The 21,215-nt window shown below is 45.1% G+C and carries 21 protein-coding genes; 9 read left to right on the forward strand and 12 right to left on the reverse strand.

What is annotated here, in order from left to right; translation table 11 throughout:
- Positions 1-113: 113 nt before the first annotated feature.
- The gene (locus ACVLR6_RS07910; RefSeq protein WP_005178445.1) at positions 114-386 is read right to left on the reverse strand and encodes an HU family DNA-binding protein; all 273 of its coding nucleotides are present in this window, start codon (positions 384-386) and stop codon (positions 114-116) included.
- 169 nt (positions 387-555) lie between these two features.
- Positions 556-1,023 carry a phasin family protein gene (locus ACVLR6_RS07915; protein WP_455994911.1) on the reverse strand — a complete coding sequence of 156 codons (468 nt, stop codon included), beginning with the start codon at positions 1,021-1,023 and terminating at the stop codon, positions 556-558.
- 186 nt (positions 1,024-1,209) lie between these two features.
- On the opposite strand from ACVLR6_RS07915, the gene ACVLR6_RS07920 reads away from it, so the two are divergent.
- The 8 genes from ACVLR6_RS07920 to fdx all read left to right on the forward strand — a co-directional run bounded on the left by ACVLR6_RS07920 (position 1,210) and on the right by fdx (position 7,381).
- The gene (locus tag ACVLR6_RS07920) at positions 1,210-1,857 is read left to right on the forward strand and encodes a hypothetical protein (RefSeq protein ID WP_005178449.1); all 648 of its coding nucleotides are present in this window, start codon (positions 1,210-1,212) and stop codon (positions 1,855-1,857) included.
- 111 nt (positions 1,858-1,968) lie between these two features.
- Entirely contained in the window at positions 1,969-2,442 is a 474-nt protein-coding gene (locus ACVLR6_RS07925; protein WP_005178455.1) for an Rrf2 family transcriptional regulator, read from the forward strand.
- Between the two features lies 1 nt (position 2,443).
- Positions 2,444-3,661 carry an IscS subfamily cysteine desulfurase gene (locus tag ACVLR6_RS07930; RefSeq protein WP_005178458.1) on the forward strand — a complete coding sequence of 406 codons (1,218 nt, stop codon included), beginning with the start codon at positions 2,444-2,446 and terminating at the stop codon, positions 3,659-3,661.
- A gap of 102 nt (positions 3,662-3,763) precedes the next feature.
- Entirely contained in the window at positions 3,764-4,150 is a 387-nt protein-coding gene (iscU, locus tag ACVLR6_RS07935; protein ID WP_005178460.1) for a Fe-S cluster assembly scaffold IscU, read from the forward strand.
- A gap of 37 nt (positions 4,151-4,187) precedes the next feature.
- The gene (iscA, locus tag ACVLR6_RS07940; RefSeq protein WP_411687418.1) at positions 4,188-4,508 is read left to right on the forward strand and encodes an iron-sulfur cluster assembly protein IscA; all 321 of its coding nucleotides are present in this window, start codon (positions 4,188-4,190) and stop codon (positions 4,506-4,508) included.
- A 104-nt stretch (positions 4,509-4,612) separates the two neighbouring features.
- Complete coding sequence (hscB, locus tag ACVLR6_RS07945; protein WP_005178465.1) at positions 4,613-5,128, forward strand: Fe-S protein assembly co-chaperone HscB; 516 nt, start codon at positions 4,613-4,615, stop codon at positions 5,126-5,128.
- A 39-nt stretch (positions 5,129-5,167) separates the two neighbouring features.
- Complete coding sequence (hscA, locus tag ACVLR6_RS07950) at positions 5,168-7,027, forward strand: Fe-S protein assembly chaperone HscA (RefSeq protein ID WP_411687417.1); 1,860 nt, start codon at positions 5,168-5,170, stop codon at positions 7,025-7,027.
- A 15-nt stretch (positions 7,028-7,042) separates the two neighbouring features.
- The gene (gene fdx / locus ACVLR6_RS07955) at positions 7,043-7,381 is read left to right on the forward strand and encodes an ISC system 2Fe-2S type ferredoxin (protein WP_005178469.1); all 339 of its coding nucleotides are present in this window, start codon (positions 7,043-7,045) and stop codon (positions 7,379-7,381) included.
- A gap of 95 nt (positions 7,382-7,476) precedes the next feature.
- On the opposite strand, the gene ACVLR6_RS07960 is transcribed toward fdx, so the two are convergent.
- The 7 genes from ACVLR6_RS07960 to ACVLR6_RS07990 form a co-directional block, all read right to left on the reverse strand.
- Positions 7,477-8,934, reverse strand: coding sequence for an adenylate/guanylate cyclase domain-containing protein (locus ACVLR6_RS07960; RefSeq protein WP_171525163.1), 1,458 nt, complete (start codon positions 8,932-8,934; stop codon positions 7,477-7,479).
- An 83-nt stretch (positions 8,935-9,017) separates the two neighbouring features.
- Complete coding sequence (locus ACVLR6_RS07965) at positions 9,018-9,452, reverse strand: HIT domain-containing protein (protein ID WP_005178471.1); 435 nt, start codon at positions 9,450-9,452, stop codon at positions 9,018-9,020.
- Between the two features lie 218 nt (positions 9,453-9,670).
- Complete coding sequence (gene mfd, locus ACVLR6_RS07970) at positions 9,671-13,132, reverse strand: transcription-repair coupling factor (protein WP_455994915.1); 3,462 nt, start codon at positions 13,130-13,132, stop codon at positions 9,671-9,673.
- A 129-nt stretch (positions 13,133-13,261) separates the two neighbouring features.
- Positions 13,262-13,618: a hypothetical protein gene (locus ACVLR6_RS07975; protein WP_005178476.1), complete on the reverse strand. Its 357-nt coding sequence runs from the start codon at positions 13,616-13,618 to the stop codon at positions 13,262-13,264.
- A gap of 123 nt (positions 13,619-13,741) precedes the next feature.
- Positions 13,742-14,518: a glutathione S-transferase N-terminal domain-containing protein gene (locus tag ACVLR6_RS07980; protein WP_455996169.1), complete on the reverse strand. Its 777-nt coding sequence runs from the start codon at positions 14,516-14,518 to the stop codon at positions 13,742-13,744.
- Positions 14,519-14,572: 54 nt separating this feature from the next.
- Positions 14,573-15,085, reverse strand: coding sequence for a ribonuclease E activity regulator RraA (rraA, locus tag ACVLR6_RS07985; RefSeq protein ID WP_005178481.1), 513 nt, complete (start codon positions 15,083-15,085; stop codon positions 14,573-14,575).
- A gap of 11 nt (positions 15,086-15,096) precedes the next feature.
- A complete protein-coding gene (locus ACVLR6_RS07990) occupies positions 15,097-15,762 on the reverse strand; it encodes an NAD(P)H-binding protein (protein ID WP_075167976.1) in 666 nt (221 codons plus the stop codon).
- 212 nt (positions 15,763-15,974) lie between these two features.
- Here ACVLR6_RS07990 and rpsT point away from each other — a divergent pair, with 212 nt between their 5' ends.
- Positions 15,975-16,244, forward strand: coding sequence for a 30S ribosomal protein S20 (gene rpsT, locus ACVLR6_RS07995; protein WP_005178484.1), 270 nt, complete (start codon positions 15,975-15,977; stop codon positions 16,242-16,244).
- A gap of 281 nt (positions 16,245-16,525) precedes the next feature.
- On the opposite strand, the gene ACVLR6_RS08000 is transcribed toward rpsT, so the two are convergent.
- From ACVLR6_RS08000 to ACVLR6_RS08010, 3 genes are all read right to left on the reverse strand, one after another.
- Entirely contained in the window at positions 16,526-19,204 is a 2,679-nt protein-coding gene (locus tag ACVLR6_RS08000) for a M66 family metalloprotease (protein WP_410487185.1), read from the reverse strand.
- 361 nt (positions 19,205-19,565) lie between these two features.
- Positions 19,566-20,300, reverse strand: a complete 735-nt coding sequence (locus ACVLR6_RS08005; protein ID WP_005178488.1) for a histidine phosphatase family protein — start codon at positions 20,298-20,300, stop codon at positions 19,566-19,568.
- Between the two features lie 55 nt (positions 20,301-20,355).
- The gene (locus ACVLR6_RS08010) at positions 20,356-21,213 is read right to left on the reverse strand and encodes a 3'(2'),5'-bisphosphate nucleotidase CysQ family protein (protein ID WP_180074751.1); all 858 of its coding nucleotides are present in this window, start codon (positions 21,211-21,213) and stop codon (positions 20,356-20,358) included.
- Between the last annotated feature and the right edge of the window lie 2 nt (positions 21,214-21,215).

Genomic DNA, 21,215 nt, shown 5'->3' on the forward strand with positions numbered 1-21,215 from the left:
TACTTGTGCAGGATTTTAACCGAAAACCCTCAGCGAATGAATGTATTAAAACCCGAAACTCTGATTATTAATAAAAAACGCGCCAGGAGGCGCGTTTAATACTGCTTAAAAGATCAAGCTACAGAATCTTTTAAACCTTTACCCGCTTTGAAGCTAGGTACTTTGCTTGCTTTAATCTCAAGTGTTTCACCAGTTTGTGGGTTACGGCCTGTACGAGCAGCACGTTCTTTCACATTGAAAGTACCGAAGCCCACTAAAGTCACTGTGTCGCCTGCTTTCAGCGCTTCAGTGATTGAAGCAATTGTAGCGTCTAAAGCCTTACCAGCGTCAGTCTTAGACAATCCCCCTTTCTCTGCAATTGCATCAATTAATTCTGATTTATTCATGAAGATTACGTCCTCTTAATATCGTTTATTTAAGGTCCAAAGATTTCGTTTAAGTTACCGTAATGCCTTTATAGCAATGCTTTGAGGGTAAAAGCAATACTCTCCAGACGCATTTATACAAAATAAGTTGCAAAAATCTGCCAAAAAAATGCCAAAGCTGTCGAGATTTTCACTTTTTCAGGAGTTGTTCTTTTAATTGCTTATTTTCTTCAATTAAAGCATCGACTTTGCTGTGCAGTTGCAGCACCAGCTGCTCTAAATGCTGGATATCTTTCACGGTTACCAGCCCTATACGGTTCAAGGAATGATGAACACTATGGTCAATCATCCGTTCGACCTTATCTTTGGTATCGACCACCGATTCTTTGGCCTTTTCAGAAACTTTTTCTACGGTCTGATCGGCAATTTCGGTGGTTTTGGATTCCAGTTCTTCCCCCACCTTGACCAGTGAGTCAAATAATTTATTGCCTTCTTCTTCAGCACGGGAAAATGCGCCTAAGCCGGCCAGCCAGATCTGTTTGGTATATTTGCGAAAGTCTAGCGCCGATTTACGCCCTGAACGTACTCTTGCTTTGTTTTTAGACGCTTTTTCATTTTCGTTTTGTGGTTCTGGCAATTCTACTGCTGCTTCATCCATTCGCATTTCTCCTGCTTATTTTGTATACCATTCAATATCATAAACCAACAAAATGCTCTTATAATAGCAAATTAAGCACTTGAACGTTTTGTTAAACTGTTCTACAAAGCAAGAATATTATGTATTACTTCCTGGTAATGCACTGCTTGGATATGCACGACTCGATCTGGTTAGGGACTAAATTGTATGAATGAATCGCAACAAAGACAAAATGAATCACATTTGTTGCTGACGATGGTGATGATTGTTCTGGAAACAATCTTTAGCTTTATCTTGAAATATGATCGTGTTGTTGCACTTCAGGCCAAAAAATTTGTAGACCAGAAAATTGCAGTCAAAATTAACAGCTATATCCCCTATTTCGACTTCTATGTGCAGTTTAGCGAACACGGCATCCTGTTTGATCTAAAAGCACCTGAAAAAGCCGTCGAATTAGATGTCCGTACCACATTGCTGGATTTGATCAAGATTTTTGTCTTGGGGAATCGCCGCAGTATTCGAGCCATGCGCATTGAAGGCGACCCGACTTTAAAAGATGAATTCCGTGATCTGCTGACCTTATTCAGTATTCCTAAAGTACTGTCGGACTGGCGTCAATGGCTGGCCGATCCTGAACACGAGCAGGAACTGGAAACCTCTAAACGCCGGATTGCCCCATTATTAGAGAAAATTGACCTGCAACGCTCGACCATTAATACCCTGCAGGTAGAAGTTAAACAGTATAAAAACCGCATTCGTCGCATGCAGCGCAACCAAAAGCGAATTAATCTGGCTTTTAGTCTAATTACTCTGCTATTAATTGCGTTATTAGTGTATAATTTATGGATCGTTTAAATCCTTAATTTCCCTGCGATTGAATCGAATATCCGAATAATAAAAAAACTTGACTATTTTAGTCAGGATTCATAGAATCTACACATCTAGTCCAACCATGTGTATCGAATCATGCGCTTAACCACTCGCGGTCGCTACGCAGTGACTGCTCTACTTGATCTAGCTTTGCAGCCAACTGAACAAACGATCACTCTTGCAGAAATTGCAGCTCGACAATCTATTTCTGTCGCTTACCTTGAGCAGTTATTTGCGAAATTAAAGCGTCACGGCCTGGTTTCCAGTATTCGTGGAGCCAATGGTGGTTATCACCTGGCGCGCAGTGCCGATACAATCACCGTATTAGAAATCATTGAAGCTGTAAATGAAACGGTTGATGCCACCCGTTGTGACCATAAAGGCAACTGCCAGAATGGTGCAATGTGCTTAACCCATGATTTATGGCAAGAACTCTCCCACCATATTGCCGATTATCTTGCAAAAATCACCCTTGCTGACCTTGTAGCTCGTGACAACGTTCAAGCCGTTGCAATTCGCCAAAATTCAGCATCTTTTGATTCAGCCCTTTTATCGGTTACAGGTATTTGACATGAAACGTCCGATCTATCTTGACTATGCAGCAACAACTCCTGTAGACCCTCAAGTTGCAGAACGTATGATGGAATGCTTAACTTTCGAAGGCACCTTCGGTAATGCAGCATCTCGTTCACATGCCTATGGCTGGCAAGCAGAAGAAAAAGTGGAATATGCACGTGAACAAGTTGCGAACTTGATCAAAGCTGACCCACGTGAAATTGTCTGGACTTCAGGCGCAACTGAATCTGACAACCTTGCCCTAAAAGGTGTGGCTCAATTCTATGCATCTAAAGGCAAGCACATCATTACCTCTAAAATTGAACACAAAGCAATTTTAGATACCTGCCGCGAGCTTGAGTCTGAAGGCTTCGAAATTACCTATCTTGAGCCACAACCACAAACCGGTTTAATTACCCCGGAAATGGTTCAAGACGCAATTCGTCCAGATACTATTCTTGTTTCCCTGATGATGGTGAACAACGAAATTGGTACCGTGACTGACGTTGCTGCAATTGGTGAAATTACCCGTGCCAACAAAATCTTCTTCCACGTTGATGCTGCACAGGCTGCGGGTAAAGTCGAGATTGATCTTTCAACCTTAAAAGTTGATTTAATGAGCTTCTCTGCACACAAAATCTATGGCCCTAAAGGCATTGGTGCCTTATTTGTACGCCGTAGCCCGCGTGTGCGTCTGAAAGCGCAAATGCACGGTGGCGGTCATGAGCGCGGTATGCGTTCTGGTACGCTGGCGACCCATCAAATCGTAGGTATGGGCGAAGCATTTGAGCTGGCAGGTAAAAACCTGGAAGCTGAACAAACCCGTTTACGCGTGTTACGTGACAAACTCTGGAATGGCCTGCAAGACCTTGAACAAGTGTTCCTGAACGGTCACCCGACTCAAAACGTAGCCAACTACTTAAACGTCAGCTTCAACTTTGTTGAAGGTGAATCGTTAATGATGGCGCTTAAAGATGCAGCAGTATCTTCAGGTTCTGCATGTACGTCTGCAACGCTTGAGCCATCTTATGTACTGCGTGCGCTAGGTCTGTCTGACGAGCTTGCGCACAGTTCAATTCGCTTCAGTTTTGGCAAATACACCACTGAAGAAGATATTGATCATGTGTTATCAATTACCAAAGCTGCTGTTGAGAAATTACGTGAACTTTCTCCGCTTTGGGATATGTATAAGGAAGGTATCGACCTTTCTACAGTTGAGTGGGCGGAACACTAATTCGACACTGAGATGAAGCTTTATTCAGCTTCATCTCATTGATAAAACGAATATTGACCCCATATTAATATTAACGCTGACCCCGAGGTTTGGAGAAGCAAAATGGCATATAGCGAAAAAGTAATTGATCATTACGAAAACCCACGCAACGTTGGTGTTTTAGACAAAAATGCAGACAACGTAGGTACAGGCATGGTCGGTGCACCAGCATGTGGCGACGTAATGCGTTTACAGATTCAAGTGAATAATGACGGTGTAATTGAAGAAGCACGCTTTAAAACCTATGGCTGTGGTTCGGCAATTGCATCAAGCTCACTGGTGACTGAGTGGTTAAAAGGTAAAACCTTGGACGAAGCTCAAGCCATCAAAAACATTGATATTGCAAACGAACTGGCTTTACCACCAGTTAAAGTACACTGCTCTGTACTTGCAGAAGACGCGATTAAAGCGGCTGTTGAAGACTATCGTACCAAACAGCAAAAAGCTTAATTGTTTCTCGTTTTAAAGACAGATTAACGGAGTTTTCATGATCCATTTAACTGAAAATGCTGCAACTCATATCAGCAATTACTTAAAGAATCGCGGTAAGGGTGAAGGTATTCGCGTTGGCGTGAAAACTTCCGGCTGTTCGGGTCTGGCCTATGTGCTTGAGTTTGTTGATGACGTCAATGCATACGATCAGGTATTTGAACAGCACGGTGTAAAAGTATTCGTTGACCCGAAAAGTTTGGTCTATCTTGAAGATTTAGAGATGGACTATGTCAAAAACGGCTTGAATGAAGGCTTCGAATTCAATAACCCGAATAAAAAAGGTGAATGTGGTTGTGGTGAATCCTTCACGGTTTAATTCCCGACCCTCCCTTCTTTTGCAGATTAAAACAGTGTCTTGTACACTGTTTTAATCGCATTTATGCAGTCCTTTTTTGCAATCAATCGCGGATTATCTCTCCCATGAATCATTTTGAGCTGTTTAACCTGCCTGTAGCACTCGATATTGATTTGGCTACTTTAAAAGCAGAATTTTTAAAGTTACAGCAACAATATCACCCCGATAAAGCCGAAGATAAAGACCAGGCGCTGATTCAGTCCAGCGAAATCAACCAGGCGTATAAAGTTTTATCTCAAGTTGACAGCCGCGCAGGTTATTTACTGAGCTTAAAAAAACAGGACTATCATCTGGATCAGTCAATCAGTGATTTTGAGTTTTTACAGTCTGCCCTCGAAATTCGTGAGCAGTTGGATGATGCCCACTCTGCCGATGAACTGGCTTCCCTAAAAACCGAAGTCCAGCAATGGATTGATGGTCTGGTTCGCGAATTTAAAATTGATTATGCAGATGAAGACTGGGGCGAAGCACGCGATACAGTACGTAAATTGCGTTTCTTCCAGAAAGTCATGACCGATATTGACAAGGCTGAAGATCGTTTCCTCGACGACGACAGCTTTGACCTAGATGACGATTTTTAATTTTATTTTTTCAAATTAACGTGCAAAGGATGTAACACAATGGCGCTCTTGCAAATTGCAGAACCAGGACAATCAAGCGCACCGCATGAACATCGCATTGCGATTGGAATTGATTTAGGCACCACACATTCACTGGTGGCCACTGTTCTTTCGGCGCAAGCCAAAGTCCTTCATGATGAACAAGGTCGTGTGTTACTTCCCTCAATTGTTCATTATGCCGAAAATACCACGCAATATGGCAATGATGCCAAACCGTTTATCACCAGCGATCCGAAAAATACCATTGTTTCAGTAAAACGTTTTATGGGTCGCTCCAAGGCAGACATCAAATTTCAGCATCCTTACGATTTAGTGGGTGAAGCCAATGAAATGCCGGCTTTTGAAACTGCGCAGGGTCGTAAAACACCAGTAGAAATCTCGGCTGAAATTTTAAAACAGCTGAAAGACCGTGCTGAAGACAGCCTGAAAAATCCGGTCAATGGCGCAGTAATTACCGTTCCGGCTTATTTTGATGAAGCCCAGCGTCAAGCCACACGTGATGCAGCTCAACTGGCCGGTCTGAATGTGCTGCGTTTACTCAATGAACCGACTGCTGCTGCAGTAGCCTATGGTCTGGATCAGGACAGCAATTTAAGTACCGATCGCAACTATGTGATTTATGACTTAGGCGGCGGTACCTTTGACGTATCGATTTTACGTTTCTCGCAAGGCGTATTTGAAGTACTGGCGACCGGCGGTCATACTGCATTAGGCGGTGACGATCTGGATCGTTTAATTGTCAAATGGGCGAAAAAACAGCTGAATATTGACACATTAAATGACACCGAATATGCCCACTTTGTCGTTGCAGCGCGTCAAGCCAAAGAAGCGCTATCGGATGCGAAATCAGTAGAACTGCAACTACTCGATCAAACACTGACACTGGATCGTGCAACTTTTGAAAGCATTATTCAGGTGGCGTTAGACAAGACCATTAGCGTCTGCAAACGCGTACTGCGCGATGCCAAACTGGAACTGACCGATATCCAAAACGTGGTACTGGTTGGCGGCTCTACCCGCTCCTATGCGGTGCAAAAAGCTGTCCGTGAGGTATTTAACCAGGAACCGCTGTGTACTATTAACCCGGATGAAGTGGTTGCGATTGGCGCCTCTATTACGGCCAATCAGCTGATTGGTAATACCAAAGATGGTTCATTGCTTTTAGATGTTACCCCACTGTCTTTAGGTCTGGAAACCATGGGCGGTCTGGTCGAGCGTTTAATTTCACGTAATACTGCAATTCCAGTCGCGCGTCGTCAGGAATTCACCACTTATCAGGATGGACAAACCGCCATGCTGATTCATGTGGTGCAAGGTGAACGTGATCTGGTTGAGCATTGCCGTAGTTTAGGCCGTTTTGTCCTGCATGGTATTCCACCAATGACTGCCGGTCAGGCGCGTATTGAAGTGACCTTTCAGGTTGATGCCGATGGCCTGCTTAGTGTTTCTGCCAAAGAAACGACTTCTGGCGTTTCCGCGCATATCGACATTAAACCGTCTTATGGTTTATCGAGCGAAGATACCGAACGTTTACTGCTTGACGGTTTCAAATACGCAGAAGAAGACAAACACCTGCGTCATTTACAGGAAACCAAGGTCGAAGCACAGCGTGAACTGGAAGCCCTGGAACAGGCGTTAAAAGTTGATGCACAGCTATTGAGCACAGAACAACTGGACGCATTGAATGGTGCGAAAACCCATTTGTACAGCCAGCTTGAAACAACCGATATTCAGGCTATTGAACAGGCTATTGAACAGCTTAAAATACACAGTGATGCTTTTGCTGCGCTTCGCATGAACCAGCATATTGATGCTGCTCTTAAAGGCACCAAGCTCGACGACTGGTCAAACTCAAACTAATTTAAGGTAAAGACTATGCCACGTATTAAAGTACTTCCACATGCGCAATTCTGCCCAGAAGGTGCTGAGTTTGAAGTTGAACAAAATGCCAACCTGTGCGAAAGCCTGTTAAAAAACGGCATTAAAATTGAACATGCCTGCGATATGTCATGTGCCTGCACCACCTGTCACGTGGTGGTACGCCGCGGTTTTGACAGCCTGGAAGAAATGAATGATGTCGAAGCTGATCTGTTAGATCGTGCTTGGGGTCTAGAACCTGACTCACGTTTATCATGTCAGGTACAGGTGGTTGATGAAGATCTGGAAGTTGAAATTCCAAAATACACCATTAACCATGCTTCTGAAAATCACTAAGACTTAAAACAGAAAAACCACGCTCCGGCGTGGTTTTTTTGACTTGATAGAACACTCAACAATCTTCGATCAAGCAGATCATCTATCTTTATAATTTAATGAAATTCCCGATCTGGTCGATTAACCTCGACTTCTTCAATCACTTCATCTTCCAGTTTTAATTTCACAATACCCTGCGAGTTGGTCAGTTTTTGCTGGGTCTGAATCCGTTTAATCATTTTTTCCAGCACACCAATCAGTTCCGGATATTCAAAGTTTTGCACTTCATCCAGATTCAGCAACAGATGAAAACCTTTGTATTCATAGTCAAACCAGCGCTGATAATCGGATTTTCTGGCCGCATATTTTTCCATGACCTGCCAGGTTTTCACCGGACCCTGAATACCTTTCAGGAAAATTGGCGCTTTCGGCGCACACAGATAATCATTTTTCACCAGTTGATAGGTATCATCTGACAGCAGGATTTCATCAACTTCGGCTGCGCTTTGCAAACGCGCTGCCAGATTGGCATCGCGGCCGACAATGGTATAGGCCATCCGATGCGCCGCACCATAGTTACCCACGTGGCAATAACCGGTACTGATGCCCATGCGGATATGTAACGGCGGATAGCCCATTTTAATCCAGCGTTCACGCAGCAGTTTCATCTGCTGGCGCATGGCAATGGCCATTTCAACGCAGGTCTTGGCATCATTTTCTACACCCTGACTGCTTGGATCACCAAAGAAAATCAGGATGGCATCCCCCATAAACTTATCGACGGTGGCTTCATACTGCTTGGCAATTTCAGTCATATGACTCAAATAATCATTCAGCAGGTAGGCTAAATCGTCTGGAATCAGGGTTTCAGACAGCTCGGTAAAGCCCTGAATATCGGAAAAGAAGATGGTGAGTTTTTTACGTTTATATTCAATTTTGGCTTCTGACTCGCCTTTCATGATCGAGTGCCAGAGCTGAAGCGGCGCATAACGGCTCAACTGGTTGGCAAACTCCATATAGCGGTTCATTTGCTGATAATAATGTTCACGCTTATGGTTAGAGGCACGAATCCGGCGGGTCTGATAAACACTGCCCATCCCGAAATACACGATCATGCACAGGAAGGCCAGAATGGTCAGCTCATTGGTGGTGTATTCAAAATATTCACCAAAGCCAAATACGAAAATATTGCACAGATAGAATACCGACGCTGCAAATAAAGCCGCCAGCGACACCAAAAAGAACGACACTTTGACGTTAATGGCGGTATACAGCAAGGCAAAAATAGCCGCAAAGGTCAGGACCAGATTTAAATGCACGGCCGACAGACAGATGGCCACAATCATAATATCTATAATAAATAAGATATTTCTTTTAATCTGATAGTTATATTTAGATTGTAGCCAGCGCGACAGTTTCGGGGTAATAAACAGCAAAAATGCCAATAAAACCGGAATATAAATTTGGTACTGGGTGTCTGGATAGGTGTAATGATAGACAATCAGGATCAGCGATAAACTGGCATAGCCCATAACCCGATGCAGGTAATCAAATTGTGTAGGATCTCGATCCATCCAATAACCTAGTGACACCGTACTCTACTCTCCTTAGCGGATCTGGTCACACCATACATCCCTGCATGATGCAAACACGAATATCAGTCCATTCGCCAGTCAAATGGCATATCGCCCTGACCGCGTAGTGCCAACATTAGCGTTTGGCGCATATGGTTCAGCACTTCATTGTTATACGGTACTGCTGGTGTTCCCCAGACCGGTTTTGGCCATGCCACATCATTTTGATAACGCACCACATGATGGAAATGTAATTGTGGCACCATGTTACCCAGTGCAGCGACATTCATTTTATCGGCACGGAATACACGTGACAGTTGGCTAGATAACCAGCTCGATTCACGCAGGAACTGTTCCTGGTCGGCCTGGCTTAATTCATAGAGTTCGGTAATGCCCGGCACACGTGGAATAAGAATGAGCCAAGGAAATTGCATATCATTCATTAAACGACATGTTGACAGGGGAAAGTCGCCTACAAAAAAAGTATCTTGAGCAAGTTGTGGATGCAAACTAAACATATCTTTATAAATGACGCAAATTAGAATGATGGCTAATACTATCACATCCCAAAGGACGTGAATATTCTATAACGGCCGTTTCACCACAAATAACACACTATTTGCAGCCAGCCAGAGCAATCCCCTATCTTCAATAAATTTCCTTAAATAATCAAGACTTCTTTGCGCAGTCAGCGATTAAATAAACAGCAGGAATTGCATCAGGACTGAGCGCTAACTCAGGCTGGCAGCTCACGCAGCAGTTGCTCCAGCAAATCGGAAATAAACTGAATCCGTTTTTGATGTTCATCCAGCAGCACCATGACTTTTAAACGCTGTCCGCCATCCATCCGGAAATAGGTCGGATGTTTCTGCATCATCTGGATAATGCTGATTGCCTGCACCGGGGTATCTGGTGAAAACTCGATATTGCCACCATTGGCACCCACATCAATTTTGGTAATACCGAGCTGCTCGGCTTTCAGACGCAGCTGATGCACGGCAAATAGCTGTTTTACCGGTTGTGGTGGAATACCAAAACGGTCAATCAGTTCCATACGGATGTTGTCGAGTTTTTCCTGTGTATCGGTATTGCTGATACGTTTATAGAATAATAAACGCTGATGCACATCGCCCAGATACTCATCCGGAATCAAGGCTGGCATGTGCAGGTTGATTTCCGCTGTTAACGACAACGGCGCATCGAAATTTGGGGTTTTGCCTTTTTGAATGGCTTTAGTGGCTTTTTCCAGCATTTCCATATACAGGCTATAACCAATGGCCTGCATCGAACCGCTTTGCTGTTCCCCGAGAAGTTCACCGGCACCACGAATTTCCAGATCTTCGGTGGCCAGCATAAAACCGGCACCCAAGGTCGATGCACGCTGAATCGCATCCAGACGTTTTTCAGCATCACCTTTTAAGCCTTTAATCGACGGCACCAGCAAATAGGCATAAGCCTGATGGTGCGAACGTCCGACCCGGCCGCGTAGCTGGTGTAATTGCGCCAGGCCGAGCTTGTCGGCGCGTTCAATTAAAATGGTATTGGCATTCGGGACATCAATCCCGGTTTCAATAATGGTGGAACAGACCAGCACATTATATTCTTTATGATAGAACTGCTGCATCACCTGCTCCAGTTCACGCTCACGCATCTGGCCATGTGCGACTGCAACTCGCGCTTCCGGCACCAGCTGGCGGATATTTTCTGCTGCACGTTCAATGGTATCGACTTCATTATGCAGGAAATACACCTGACCGCCACGCAGCAATTCACGCAAAATCGCTTCTTTGACTGAATCACCAGTCTGTTCTTGCACAAAGGTTTTTACGGCTAAACGACGCGCAGGTGGTGTGGCAATGATGGATAAATCGCGCATACCACTAAAGGCCATATTCAAGGTACGTGGAATGGGGGTTGCCGTTAAGGTCAGCATATCGACATCGGCGCGCAAGGCTTTAATCCGCTCTTTATCGCGCACACCGAAACGGTGTTCTTCATCGACAATCATCAGACCCAGCTGTTTGAACTGGACATTTTCCTGCAAAATTTTATGGGTACCAATCACAATATCGACTTTGCCTTCGGCCAAATCTTCAATGATTTTAGTATGGGTTTTGGATGAACCAAAACGCGACAGGACTTCAATACGCACCGGCCAGTCGGCAAAACGGTCTTTAAAGGATTCATAATGCTGCTGTGCCAGCAAGGTGGTCGGTACCAAGACCGCTACCTGTTTATTATTTTGCACGGCGACAAAGGCGGCACGCATGGCCACTTCGGTTTTACCAAAGCCAACATCCCCACAAACCAGACGGTCCATCGGTTTGGCCTGCTGCATATCATATAAGGTTGCTTCAATGGCATTGGCCTGATCCAGGGTTGCTTCATAGGCAAACCCGGACGCAAACTGCATATACAGTTTTTCATCCAGCTCAAAGGCATAGCCCGGTTTGGACTGACGGCGTGCCTGTATATGTAGCAACTCAGCTGCAACATCATGAATCTGCTCCAAAGCTTTACGCTTGGCCTTGTTCCAGGCATCAGTGCCAAGTTTATGTAGCGGCGCCAAATCCGGATCGCCACCACTATAGCGGCTAATTAAATGCAAATTAGTCACTGGCACATAGACTTTGGCGCCATCGGCATAATCGAGCTGCAAGAATTCATGATCCTGCTGATCAATTTCCAGCGTCACCAGTCCGGCATAACGCCCCACACCGTGATCAATATGTACCACCGGCGCGCCAATACTCAGCTCGGTCAGACTGCGTATTAAAAACTCTTCCGAGACTTCCTGCTGACGTTTACGCCGACGTTGAACCACACGATGTTCATAGAGCTGATTTTCCGAAATGACCGAAAGCTGGCCCTGAATTACCAGACCACGATCTAAAGGAGCGTTGGTAATGGCAACGGCGTATAAAGATTTCTGGAATTCAGCAAAGTTCTCAACCGTTGGGATTTCTCCCAGAGTGGAACGCAGCGCATCTTTCAAAGTTTCACGGCGACCAGCACTTTCTGCAACCAGCAACACCGGATGATTGGCCGCGTTAATATACTCTTTGACTAGACTAAATGGTTTTTCCCGTTTCGGATCGACCGGCAATTTAGGCGGTGCTTCAGTGGCCAGATTTACCACACCGGCTTTTTCAGCAAAATGATCTGCCGAGGCGATGATGCGGCCAAACTGGTTCAGCTGTCCCAGCACCTGCTGCGATGATAAAAACAGTTGCTCTGGCGGTAAAATAGGCTGGTCAATATTATGCCGGCGATCTTCATAACGGCGGTTTACTTCCTGCCAGAAGCTGTTTAAACTTTCTTCCAGCTCTTTATCTGTAATGACAATGCCATTCTCAGGTAAGTACGCCATTAAGGTACTTTCGGCAGCCATTGCCTGAGCGCTAAAGAATAACGGAAAATAGAACTCTATCCCTGGCGAGACAATGCCATCGAGCACATCCTGATACACCGGGCTTTTCTTTGGATTTGCACTTGGGAATAATTCTGCATAACGATCGCGGAACAGCGAACGGCCTTCTTTTAAAGGAAACTCTTTGGCGGGTAGTACTGAAAATTGCTGAATGGTTTGGGTAGTCCGCTGGGTTTCCGGATCAAAAAACTTCAGGCTTTCAATTTCATCATCAAACAGGTCAATCCGGATTGGTGCTTCTTGCCCTGAAGCAAAAATATCCATAATACTGCCGCGCACCGCAAATTCACCATGGTCATAGACTGTATCGACCAGATGATAACCAGCCTGAATCAGGCGTTTCTTTTGCTGTTCCAGTTCAAACTTCTGGCCAACCTGAATATCAAAATGCTCACCTAAGACCCAAGAGGTTGGCGCCACACGCTGCGCCAGGGTTGCAGCCGACACCAGCAGTACGCCCTGCTGTGGCATATTCGATAAAATCGCCAGACGCTCAGAGACAATATCCTGATGCGGCGATAAACGGTCATAAGGTAAAATTTCCCAATCCGGGAAAATGGTCGGTTGAATACCATAAAACTCAAATTCGCTTTCCAACTGCCCCAAATGCTGGCTGTTACGCGCCACCACAATCAATAACTGTTTATGCAGGGTGCTCAGCTGCTTGATCAGCAAGGCCGCGGATGAGCCCTGCAAATTGCCCACCCAGCGTTTTTCGCCCGTTTTTAATTGTTTCAGATTGAGTTGGGAGCTTTCGTGTTGGAACATGTATATAGCTTTTAGGTCTAATCAACATGCGGCTTATACTAACACGAGCATTTCCATCCATTACGTTAATTTTTCTTAATCTTTATCTGAAAAAATGAGACTGCATCTGGCTGAAAAATGGATTGAAGCTTACTTTTTCTCACGCAAAAACTGACGATAATAATCATTCAGGCGTTTCACGATACTTTTAAACTGCAACAGGTTTTCTTCTGTGTTGCCCAAACGCGTCACAAAGCTTTGCGTGGCAATTTCCAGATCAATTTTTTCATTGATCAGCATGGCGGTAAAATACAGTTCTTTCAGGTCATCAAAACGGTTCATACGCCGATTAGACAAATACTCCAGCCGCTCCGATAAAGCATCATTCAGCACAATACCATCGACGATATAGCCGTGTTGCGGATCAAACTGAATCTGATGTTCAGCCAGAAATTCTGCTTCTGGAGAGGGCTTGCTTTTAAACAGTTGCGCCACTTTATTGAACATATGGTTATATCCTGAAATTCGCTGTGCCTAGTGTATCGGCTTTAGCATGGAGATCCAGCGTTTGAACGCGGATATCTTCATAAAAACAAAAAAGCATCCGAAGATGCTTTTAACTTGAGAGTTTTAACCATACTGGCGCTGCAAATAATGCACAATATCATCCGATTCAAACATATGAGCGCCGGTATTCGGATCAACCAGATAAGGCACCTGAATATTCTCTCCCATCAGTGCCAAGACTTTCTCACGTTTACCGCCCTTTAAAGGTACATATTTACCTGGCTTTAAACGTAATTTGGCCAGCCCCTGATCCTGCCAGCGCTCTTTGGCCACAATATGGAAAATAAAAGGCAATTCCAGCTCGGTTAAGGTACTGCGCACAATGCGCGTATACGGACTGGCTTCAAAACCCCACAGCTCCAGCAGTTGCTCTGGTGCCGCACGGTTTTTAATCTTTTTCTTGACCCAGACCCCGCGTGCACCATTAAGCAGCGTACCAGCAAAGGCCACAAAGGGAATTTTTGGATAATGTGCATAGCGCCGCGGGGTTTTCCCGCTTTTGCCATAGTGTTTAAACAGATGATGAATAATCTGCTGCGATTCGTAGAGATGATCTCCAGTATTTTCATCTACCAGAAATGGAAATTGCAGTTTACCGCCCAATTCCTTGACCTGCGGACGGTATTTTTTACCACCTTTAGGACAGGGATAGACTTCATAATCCAGATTCAGCAAGGTCATGACTTCGCGGACACGTCGACAAAATGGTGAACCTTCAAACTCATACAACTTGAGCGGCTGCTCAGGTTGCTTGGGAAATGCTGTGCCATTGCTTCCGCGCCCGCCTTCGGTCAAAGCAGAAGCCAATGCCTGTACCACTTTAATTTGATGATGCAACATCATGACCTTCCTGTTCTTGTTATGTTCTAGAAGATGAATGCCGAATCGGGTTGATTACAGCTCCACCAATGCTTCTTTGGCCACCACAATACCATTATTATCGGCATAAATATAATCACCCGACTGAATATTCACACCACCAAAGCTGAGCGGAATATCGACCTCACCCACGCCTTTACGGTTACTTTTTTGTGGAATTGCTGCCAGCGCATGTACGCCTAAATCCAGTTCAGCAATGGCATCGACATCACGTACACAACCGTAAATAATCACACCATTCCAGTTGTTTTTTACTGCAGATTCGGCAATCAGGTCGCCCATAAGTGCACAGCGCATTGACGCACCACCATCCACCACCAGCACTTTGCCCCGGCCTTCAGTCGCCAGTAATTCTTTTACACGCGAATTATCTTCAAAGCATTTTACCGTCACCACCTGACCGCCAAAACTTTTACGCGCGCCATAGCTTTTGAAAAATTTGCCATCCATTGATGGGGTGACCACTTGCAGCTGTTTATCCGGGTTATCATCCAGCAAATCACAAGTAACGAAAGCAACTGTAGACACGTGTGTTTCCCTCATTTTGTATGTTGTATGCGTAAATTATCATAAATTTCAAACTTTTCAGTTTGAGTTAAGGCAGCCTCGACCATAGTATGAGCCACCTGCCCGGCTGTCACTGGCCGATGTTTAAAATTTTTAGGCAAAAAAGATGAACAGCGCTGAAACAGCTGCTGTGACAGATCTTCCAGAAAACGTGCATCCTGACGCTCGCCTAGCAATAAAGATGGGCGCAGCAGTGAAACTTTGCTTAAAGATAAGTTCTGAATGTACTGTTCCAGTTCACCTTTGACCCGATTATAAAAAAATGGCGATCTGGCATTGGCCCCCAAGGCACTGACCAGCAGATAATGGGCAGAGGTTTGCTGCAACAGCTCGGCAAAATGGGCATTGATAGTAAAGTCGGTCGCATAAAAGTTATCTTTTGAGCCGGCTTTTTTCAGGGTGGTACCCAAACAGCTAAAGCCATGACTATGCTCGCTGACATCCTGATCATTCAGCATCAGTAAATCTTCCAGCACCAATGGCTGTACTTTGGCCATCTGTTCAAAGGCTGCATCCGGACGACGCACCACCGCCGTAACCTGCTGACAGGCAGGATGATCATTTAAGGCAGAAACCAGCGCCCGGCCGACCAAACCGGTCGATCCAATGACAATGGCTTTTTTTATGATTTGAGTCATTTTTTATCCAATATTCAGGCACTCACACTAATCTAACGTTTTCTTTCATTTTTTTCTGCATCTTAAATGTTGTCAAAGCTTGTCAAGACTTGACTTCGACGCATTGTTTAATCAAAATATGGCACTTGTTTACGGGCTGGTGAAATTCTGCTGATGTGGTTTTCAGTTGAATTGCGGCCCGCCCAGACCAATCTATTTCAAGGAGTGCACGAGTGGCAAACTCTGCTCAAGCTAAAAAACGTGCTCGTCAAAACGTTAAAGCACGTAAACATAACGCAAGCTTGCGTTCTATGGTTCGTACCTATCTTAAACGTACAGTAGCTGCTATCGCTGCTGGTGACTATGCTGTTGCTTCAGAAGCTTACAAAAAAGCTGTACCTGTAATCGACCGCATGGCTGATAAAGGCATCATCCATAAAAATAAAGCTGCTCGTCATAAGAGCCGCTTGAACGCGCAAGTTAAAGCATTAGCTTCTAACTAATCGCAAAGCAGAAAGAGCCCTGATTCAGGGCTTTTTTTGTATCTGTAGATTTTATTTTGGTCCGATCTTATCCTCAATACGTTTACGTCCCGATCGATTCCATCTCAATTCCACACTAAACCGTCTAAAAAACATCTAACCATCACACGACCTACCATCACTAGAAAATAAATCTGTCCCCCTATATTTTTGATTGCCACAACATCCCCCATAAAAAAACACCTCCTAAACTACTTAGAAGGTGTTTATATAATTCAGACTAGAATGTTGAATATGAATTGTTATTTCAGCATCAGTCTTAAGTTTTCTGGGGTTAAATAAGCCAGTTGCAGACTATTATTAGCGCTTAACTGGGTCCATTGCTGGTTAGCCCCACCGGTACAGCCATAGCGGATTAAACGGGCACGATTGTCTTTTAAATAACCATGTTCCAGATCAAAACATTGAGCACCCTGGCGGATGGTTCCGGTTTCTGTATGCATTGTCCACACCTGACTGTCCTGTGTGGTGCTACAGCTGGCCAGTGTTACCACATTGCTGTTATTGCTTAAACACAAATCTATCTCGGCTTTACTATGAATCCGGCCCAAACCATCATAAATCCATTGCTCGGTGTCATCTCCGGTACAGGCGCTTGCACCACTGATATAGACATTTTTCTGACCTGTCGCCAGAGTTTCCACTTTCAAACAGTTATTTCTGTTTTTAAGTAGCGTTGCTTCAGCCAGAAGATCTTCATTGGCCAGTCCCAACTGCGTCACGAAGCCTTCCAGCGCTGTTTGCGCTTCAGGTTTTGCATGCTCCAGATCGGCACGGTAGACATTCATCCAGCGATTCAAACGGTAGATGTTCTGTTGCTGCTGTTCATAACGCTGCAACTGCTGCTGAGCTAGTGCACTCAATTCATGACGATTTTCTGCATAAGAATCATATAGTAATTGTGCAGCTGGCTTTAAAGCGATCACCGCCTGATTGGCCTGTGCTTCCAATTGCTGCTGGAATTCCGGCAATTCCACTTTTCTAAGCGCCGTATAACCATCCTCACGTCCAATTTTTACAGCAGCTGAAATGGCAGTGCCGTATTGAGGAATCGTAAGTGTCGATAATAATTTCTCAGCTTCATTGGCTTTTTTGCAGTACAAATTAACCTGTTGCGGCTGATCTGTAATGGCCAGGTTCACATGCAGCTTATTAGCATTACCACGCATACGATGAGGTGCCAAAGCCACGTTCTGGCTGCGATTGGTATATTGAACATCTAACCAGCAAGCCGCCTGCTCTGCGCCACGCTGTGCAGCCGGCAAATCATAGACATTGCCCCAGTTGCTGCGTGCTGCCGGATACAACACCCCTTGCTGGGTTTCCGGATCATAGCCGCCAATAATGGTAATCACCGGCACCCCAAATAAACGCGGTTTTAAATAATAGCCATCGGCGCTGTTATACCAGACCTCGCTTGAATTCGGCACTTTCGGATAGACCACTTCCATCTGGCGGCTGTCCGGATTCCAGCGTTTATAGCCGGATGGCGAGCTTTCATCCCACACATGACGATTGGTAAAATGCGGCTGGATACGCAAAAAGGTACTATAACCGGTGTAATGGGTATAACGTGAAATACTGCTATTGGTGGCACCGCCTGACATGGCATCCCAACCATACGGATACAGTTTCAGGAAATTTGGCACCCCGTTTTTGCCATCGCCCAGATTGGAGGATTGCCAAGCCAAATTACCGCGCATTTTGTTGCGATAGCCTATATAGCCCCAGCCACTATCGGCATGATGTGCCGACCAGAAATAATTGGTGGTGGTATCATCTACTTTAAAAGAGCCCGGATAATGGCCTAAACCATAATGATGGCCAATTTCATGGCTAAATTCGTTACCCACCGAGTTATACAGGGTCAACATGCCGTTACCGCCACTCAAGCCATGGGTCTGTTCACCATTGCTATATTTACCCCGCGCATGGTGAGTTACCACAGTTTGAGTCAGTTGAGGCTGTTGCTGACTGAGCATCGAAGCACTGGTCACCCCCCAGTTGGCCAAGTTAATTCCCACACTAAAGGTCGATTTCGCCGTGTTTTCACGCATATCCCCCGAATAAACACCGCCTTCGCCTGCACTTTGACTATCGTAGATGGTGCCGTTGGCCACCATCACCCGATCCAGCTGAATATCATCATATTTAGCCACCGTCATGTGCGCTGCCGGAATGGTCTGGAAATAGTCTGAGCCTGACTTTTCCGGTTCAAGCAGCATGGCATGCCCTGTTGAATGTGGGGGCGCAGTGAGCAGTCCAATCCGAATATTATTTAGTACCAGTTCACCAGGCGCAGCAAAATCAATCTGCTCTGCCAGTAAATCACCACTGCGGTTTTTGCTGTCAATGATCCGTAATTTTAAGCCCGGACGTACTTCATCCCAGTTTAAGCGCGCTGACCAGGCCCGTTTACTGTAGCGCACTTCTGCACGGCCATCACGATTGCTCTGGTCCGAGGCCGGAATTTGAGTCGGATCAGCCAGGTTGATACGGCGTAACAGCCGTTCATTCTGATACACCTCAACCTGCAGTGCATTAATCTGATCCATCTCCTGCATCGGTGTGATTAATAACAATGCCTCCCGTTCTGCGGTTAAACGTGGCATTTTTTTCTCTTCGTTACCATTCGGGTCAACCACATGGCCTTGGGCAAACTGCACCATCGCCTGCAAAGAACCTGTTAAATCATTACGCACTTCACGTGATTCAGACTGGGCATTAAAATCATAAAAACCCAAAACAGATGGACTTACCACATCTTGCGTTGGCTCAGGATAATGACTTCCATGCAGCGGAGCATCTGGTGCTGTCCCATTGTTCGGCTGTTGACTTTCTCCATCACTACCACCACCGCCACATGCCGTCAGCATAAACGACAATATACTTACACTTAACAAACTAAGCGGAAACTTGATCACACTTTTCACTATTTACTTTACCCCAATGTCAATTTATGACTAAAAATAAAAAAATAAACACATATTTTTCAATAACTTAATTAAATATATTAAAGTAGTTTAGAGTCCAAAGCAATGTGTTGTACTTTATTGAGCAGATACAGAGAAAGCTAATTTTTATTTTTTAAATGATGGACAAAAATGCAGCAGAAAAGAAAATTTTGATTTAGGCGGTTTTTAGACAAACAAGACTCTTGCACCCCAATAGAAATAGGCGTAACACATAGTCATTTTAGGTGGATTTTTTTTGAGTGTGAGCAAGATATATTAAAGCCAGCCATAGCTCACCTTCACAAACCATCCCCAGCGCAAATTTATATTAAACTTTTTGATGAAACTGCGAGATATCCAAGGTATGTACTTTGCCGCGCCAGATCCATTTCAACTGTGATTCCAGAAAATTTTCACCTTCAAACCAGACAAACAGCCCTTCCATCATTTGTGGCCAGTCTTCCTGTGACACCTCATTACGCCCTGAAATTACCGCAATAATCGCAGCCAGAATGGTGTCATGACTGACCGCCAGACTTAGGCCGCCCGGACTGTTAGGATGAGTGTTATAAATCAGTTCCAGCACATCCACCACGCCATGAATCGGATGTTTCATGCCCGGCAAGGCATTATTGACAAAGCTGTTAATAAAGCCCAACGCACCCTGCTGGCGAAAATACGGACCAGCCTGCTTGATGTCCAGCACAAAACTGCCTGGCTCGACCAGCAAGCCCTGCTCGACAATTTCAATATGATGGGTATTTGGCGCAATATGTACCGAATCTGCGCCTTCAATCATTAAAGCGGCAGTATCGACACAGCGCTGGATCGGACTAGAGATACAATGCTGAATGGCGCGTCCGCTATGGTCAATGAGATAAGCCCCCCATTTTTGCGCCAGTTCACGTCCCGGACCGGTTAACTGCAAATCATAGCCCGCCAGTCCCTGTCCAGCCACATTTTCACGAATGGAATGCCGGGTAAACAAGGTCACGGGAGTATGCACATCGGGCAACAAATCAATTGCCTTTAACATACTCGGTGGAAGCAGCTCTAACGCCATGGATCAAGCCAAATACAAAGGTGTTAAGCCCACTATAGCATGTTGGCAAATTAGCTCAATGTTCATTCGCCATAAGTGCTAGAGCACGCAAGGCAATCTCTTTCATTTCGGCATTTTTATAGGCAATAAAATTGCCATTTAACAGCGTATCACGATGGTTATATAAAAATGGCCGTCCCTGAAAATCAATCAGGCCACCGCCAATCCGTTCAATCAGGCATTGGCCAGCACTGGTGTCCCATTCACTGGTTGGGTGAAAACGCGGATATAAATCCACTTTATCTTCCAGCATCATGCAGAACTTATAAGCACTGCCAGCACGAAAAACCGTATAGTCCTGTTCAATCGTAGCGAGCGCCTGTAGATACTGCTCATAGACCGGTTTATTTTGGCTACTTTGACTTAAACCGACTTGAATCTGCGGACCACTGTCTACATATAGATAGGCGTACCATTGCTGTTGCTGGATATTAAACCGTAGCGGCAGGCCCTGTTTGGGGCAGATATACACCGTTTGCTCGCCCGGAATCGCCAGAATGGCAAAGGTGGTATGAATGCCTTCGACCAGACTCAGGTTAATGGTAAATTCCGGACGTTGATGTAAAAACTCTTTGGTGCCATCGAGTGGATCAAGCAGCCAGAACGTGTCCCACCGCGCCCGATCATAAACTGCGCCTTCTTCTGACAGTAGCGGCACATCTGGAAACTGCTGGGCCAGCTGTTCTGTAATGAAGGCATTCACCCGAAAATCGGCCTGGGTTACGGGCGATTCATCGCTTTTGTGTTCAATATCAAAATTGGCACCGGAACAATAACGCTGATATTCTTCTCGCAAGATTTCACATGCCTGTGTCACAATGGGCATCAGCTGCAAAATCAGTGGATCTTGTGGTGCTGTGGTTTTTTTAAACATAG

Source organism: Acinetobacter sp. T63 (genome assembly GCF_053852345.1).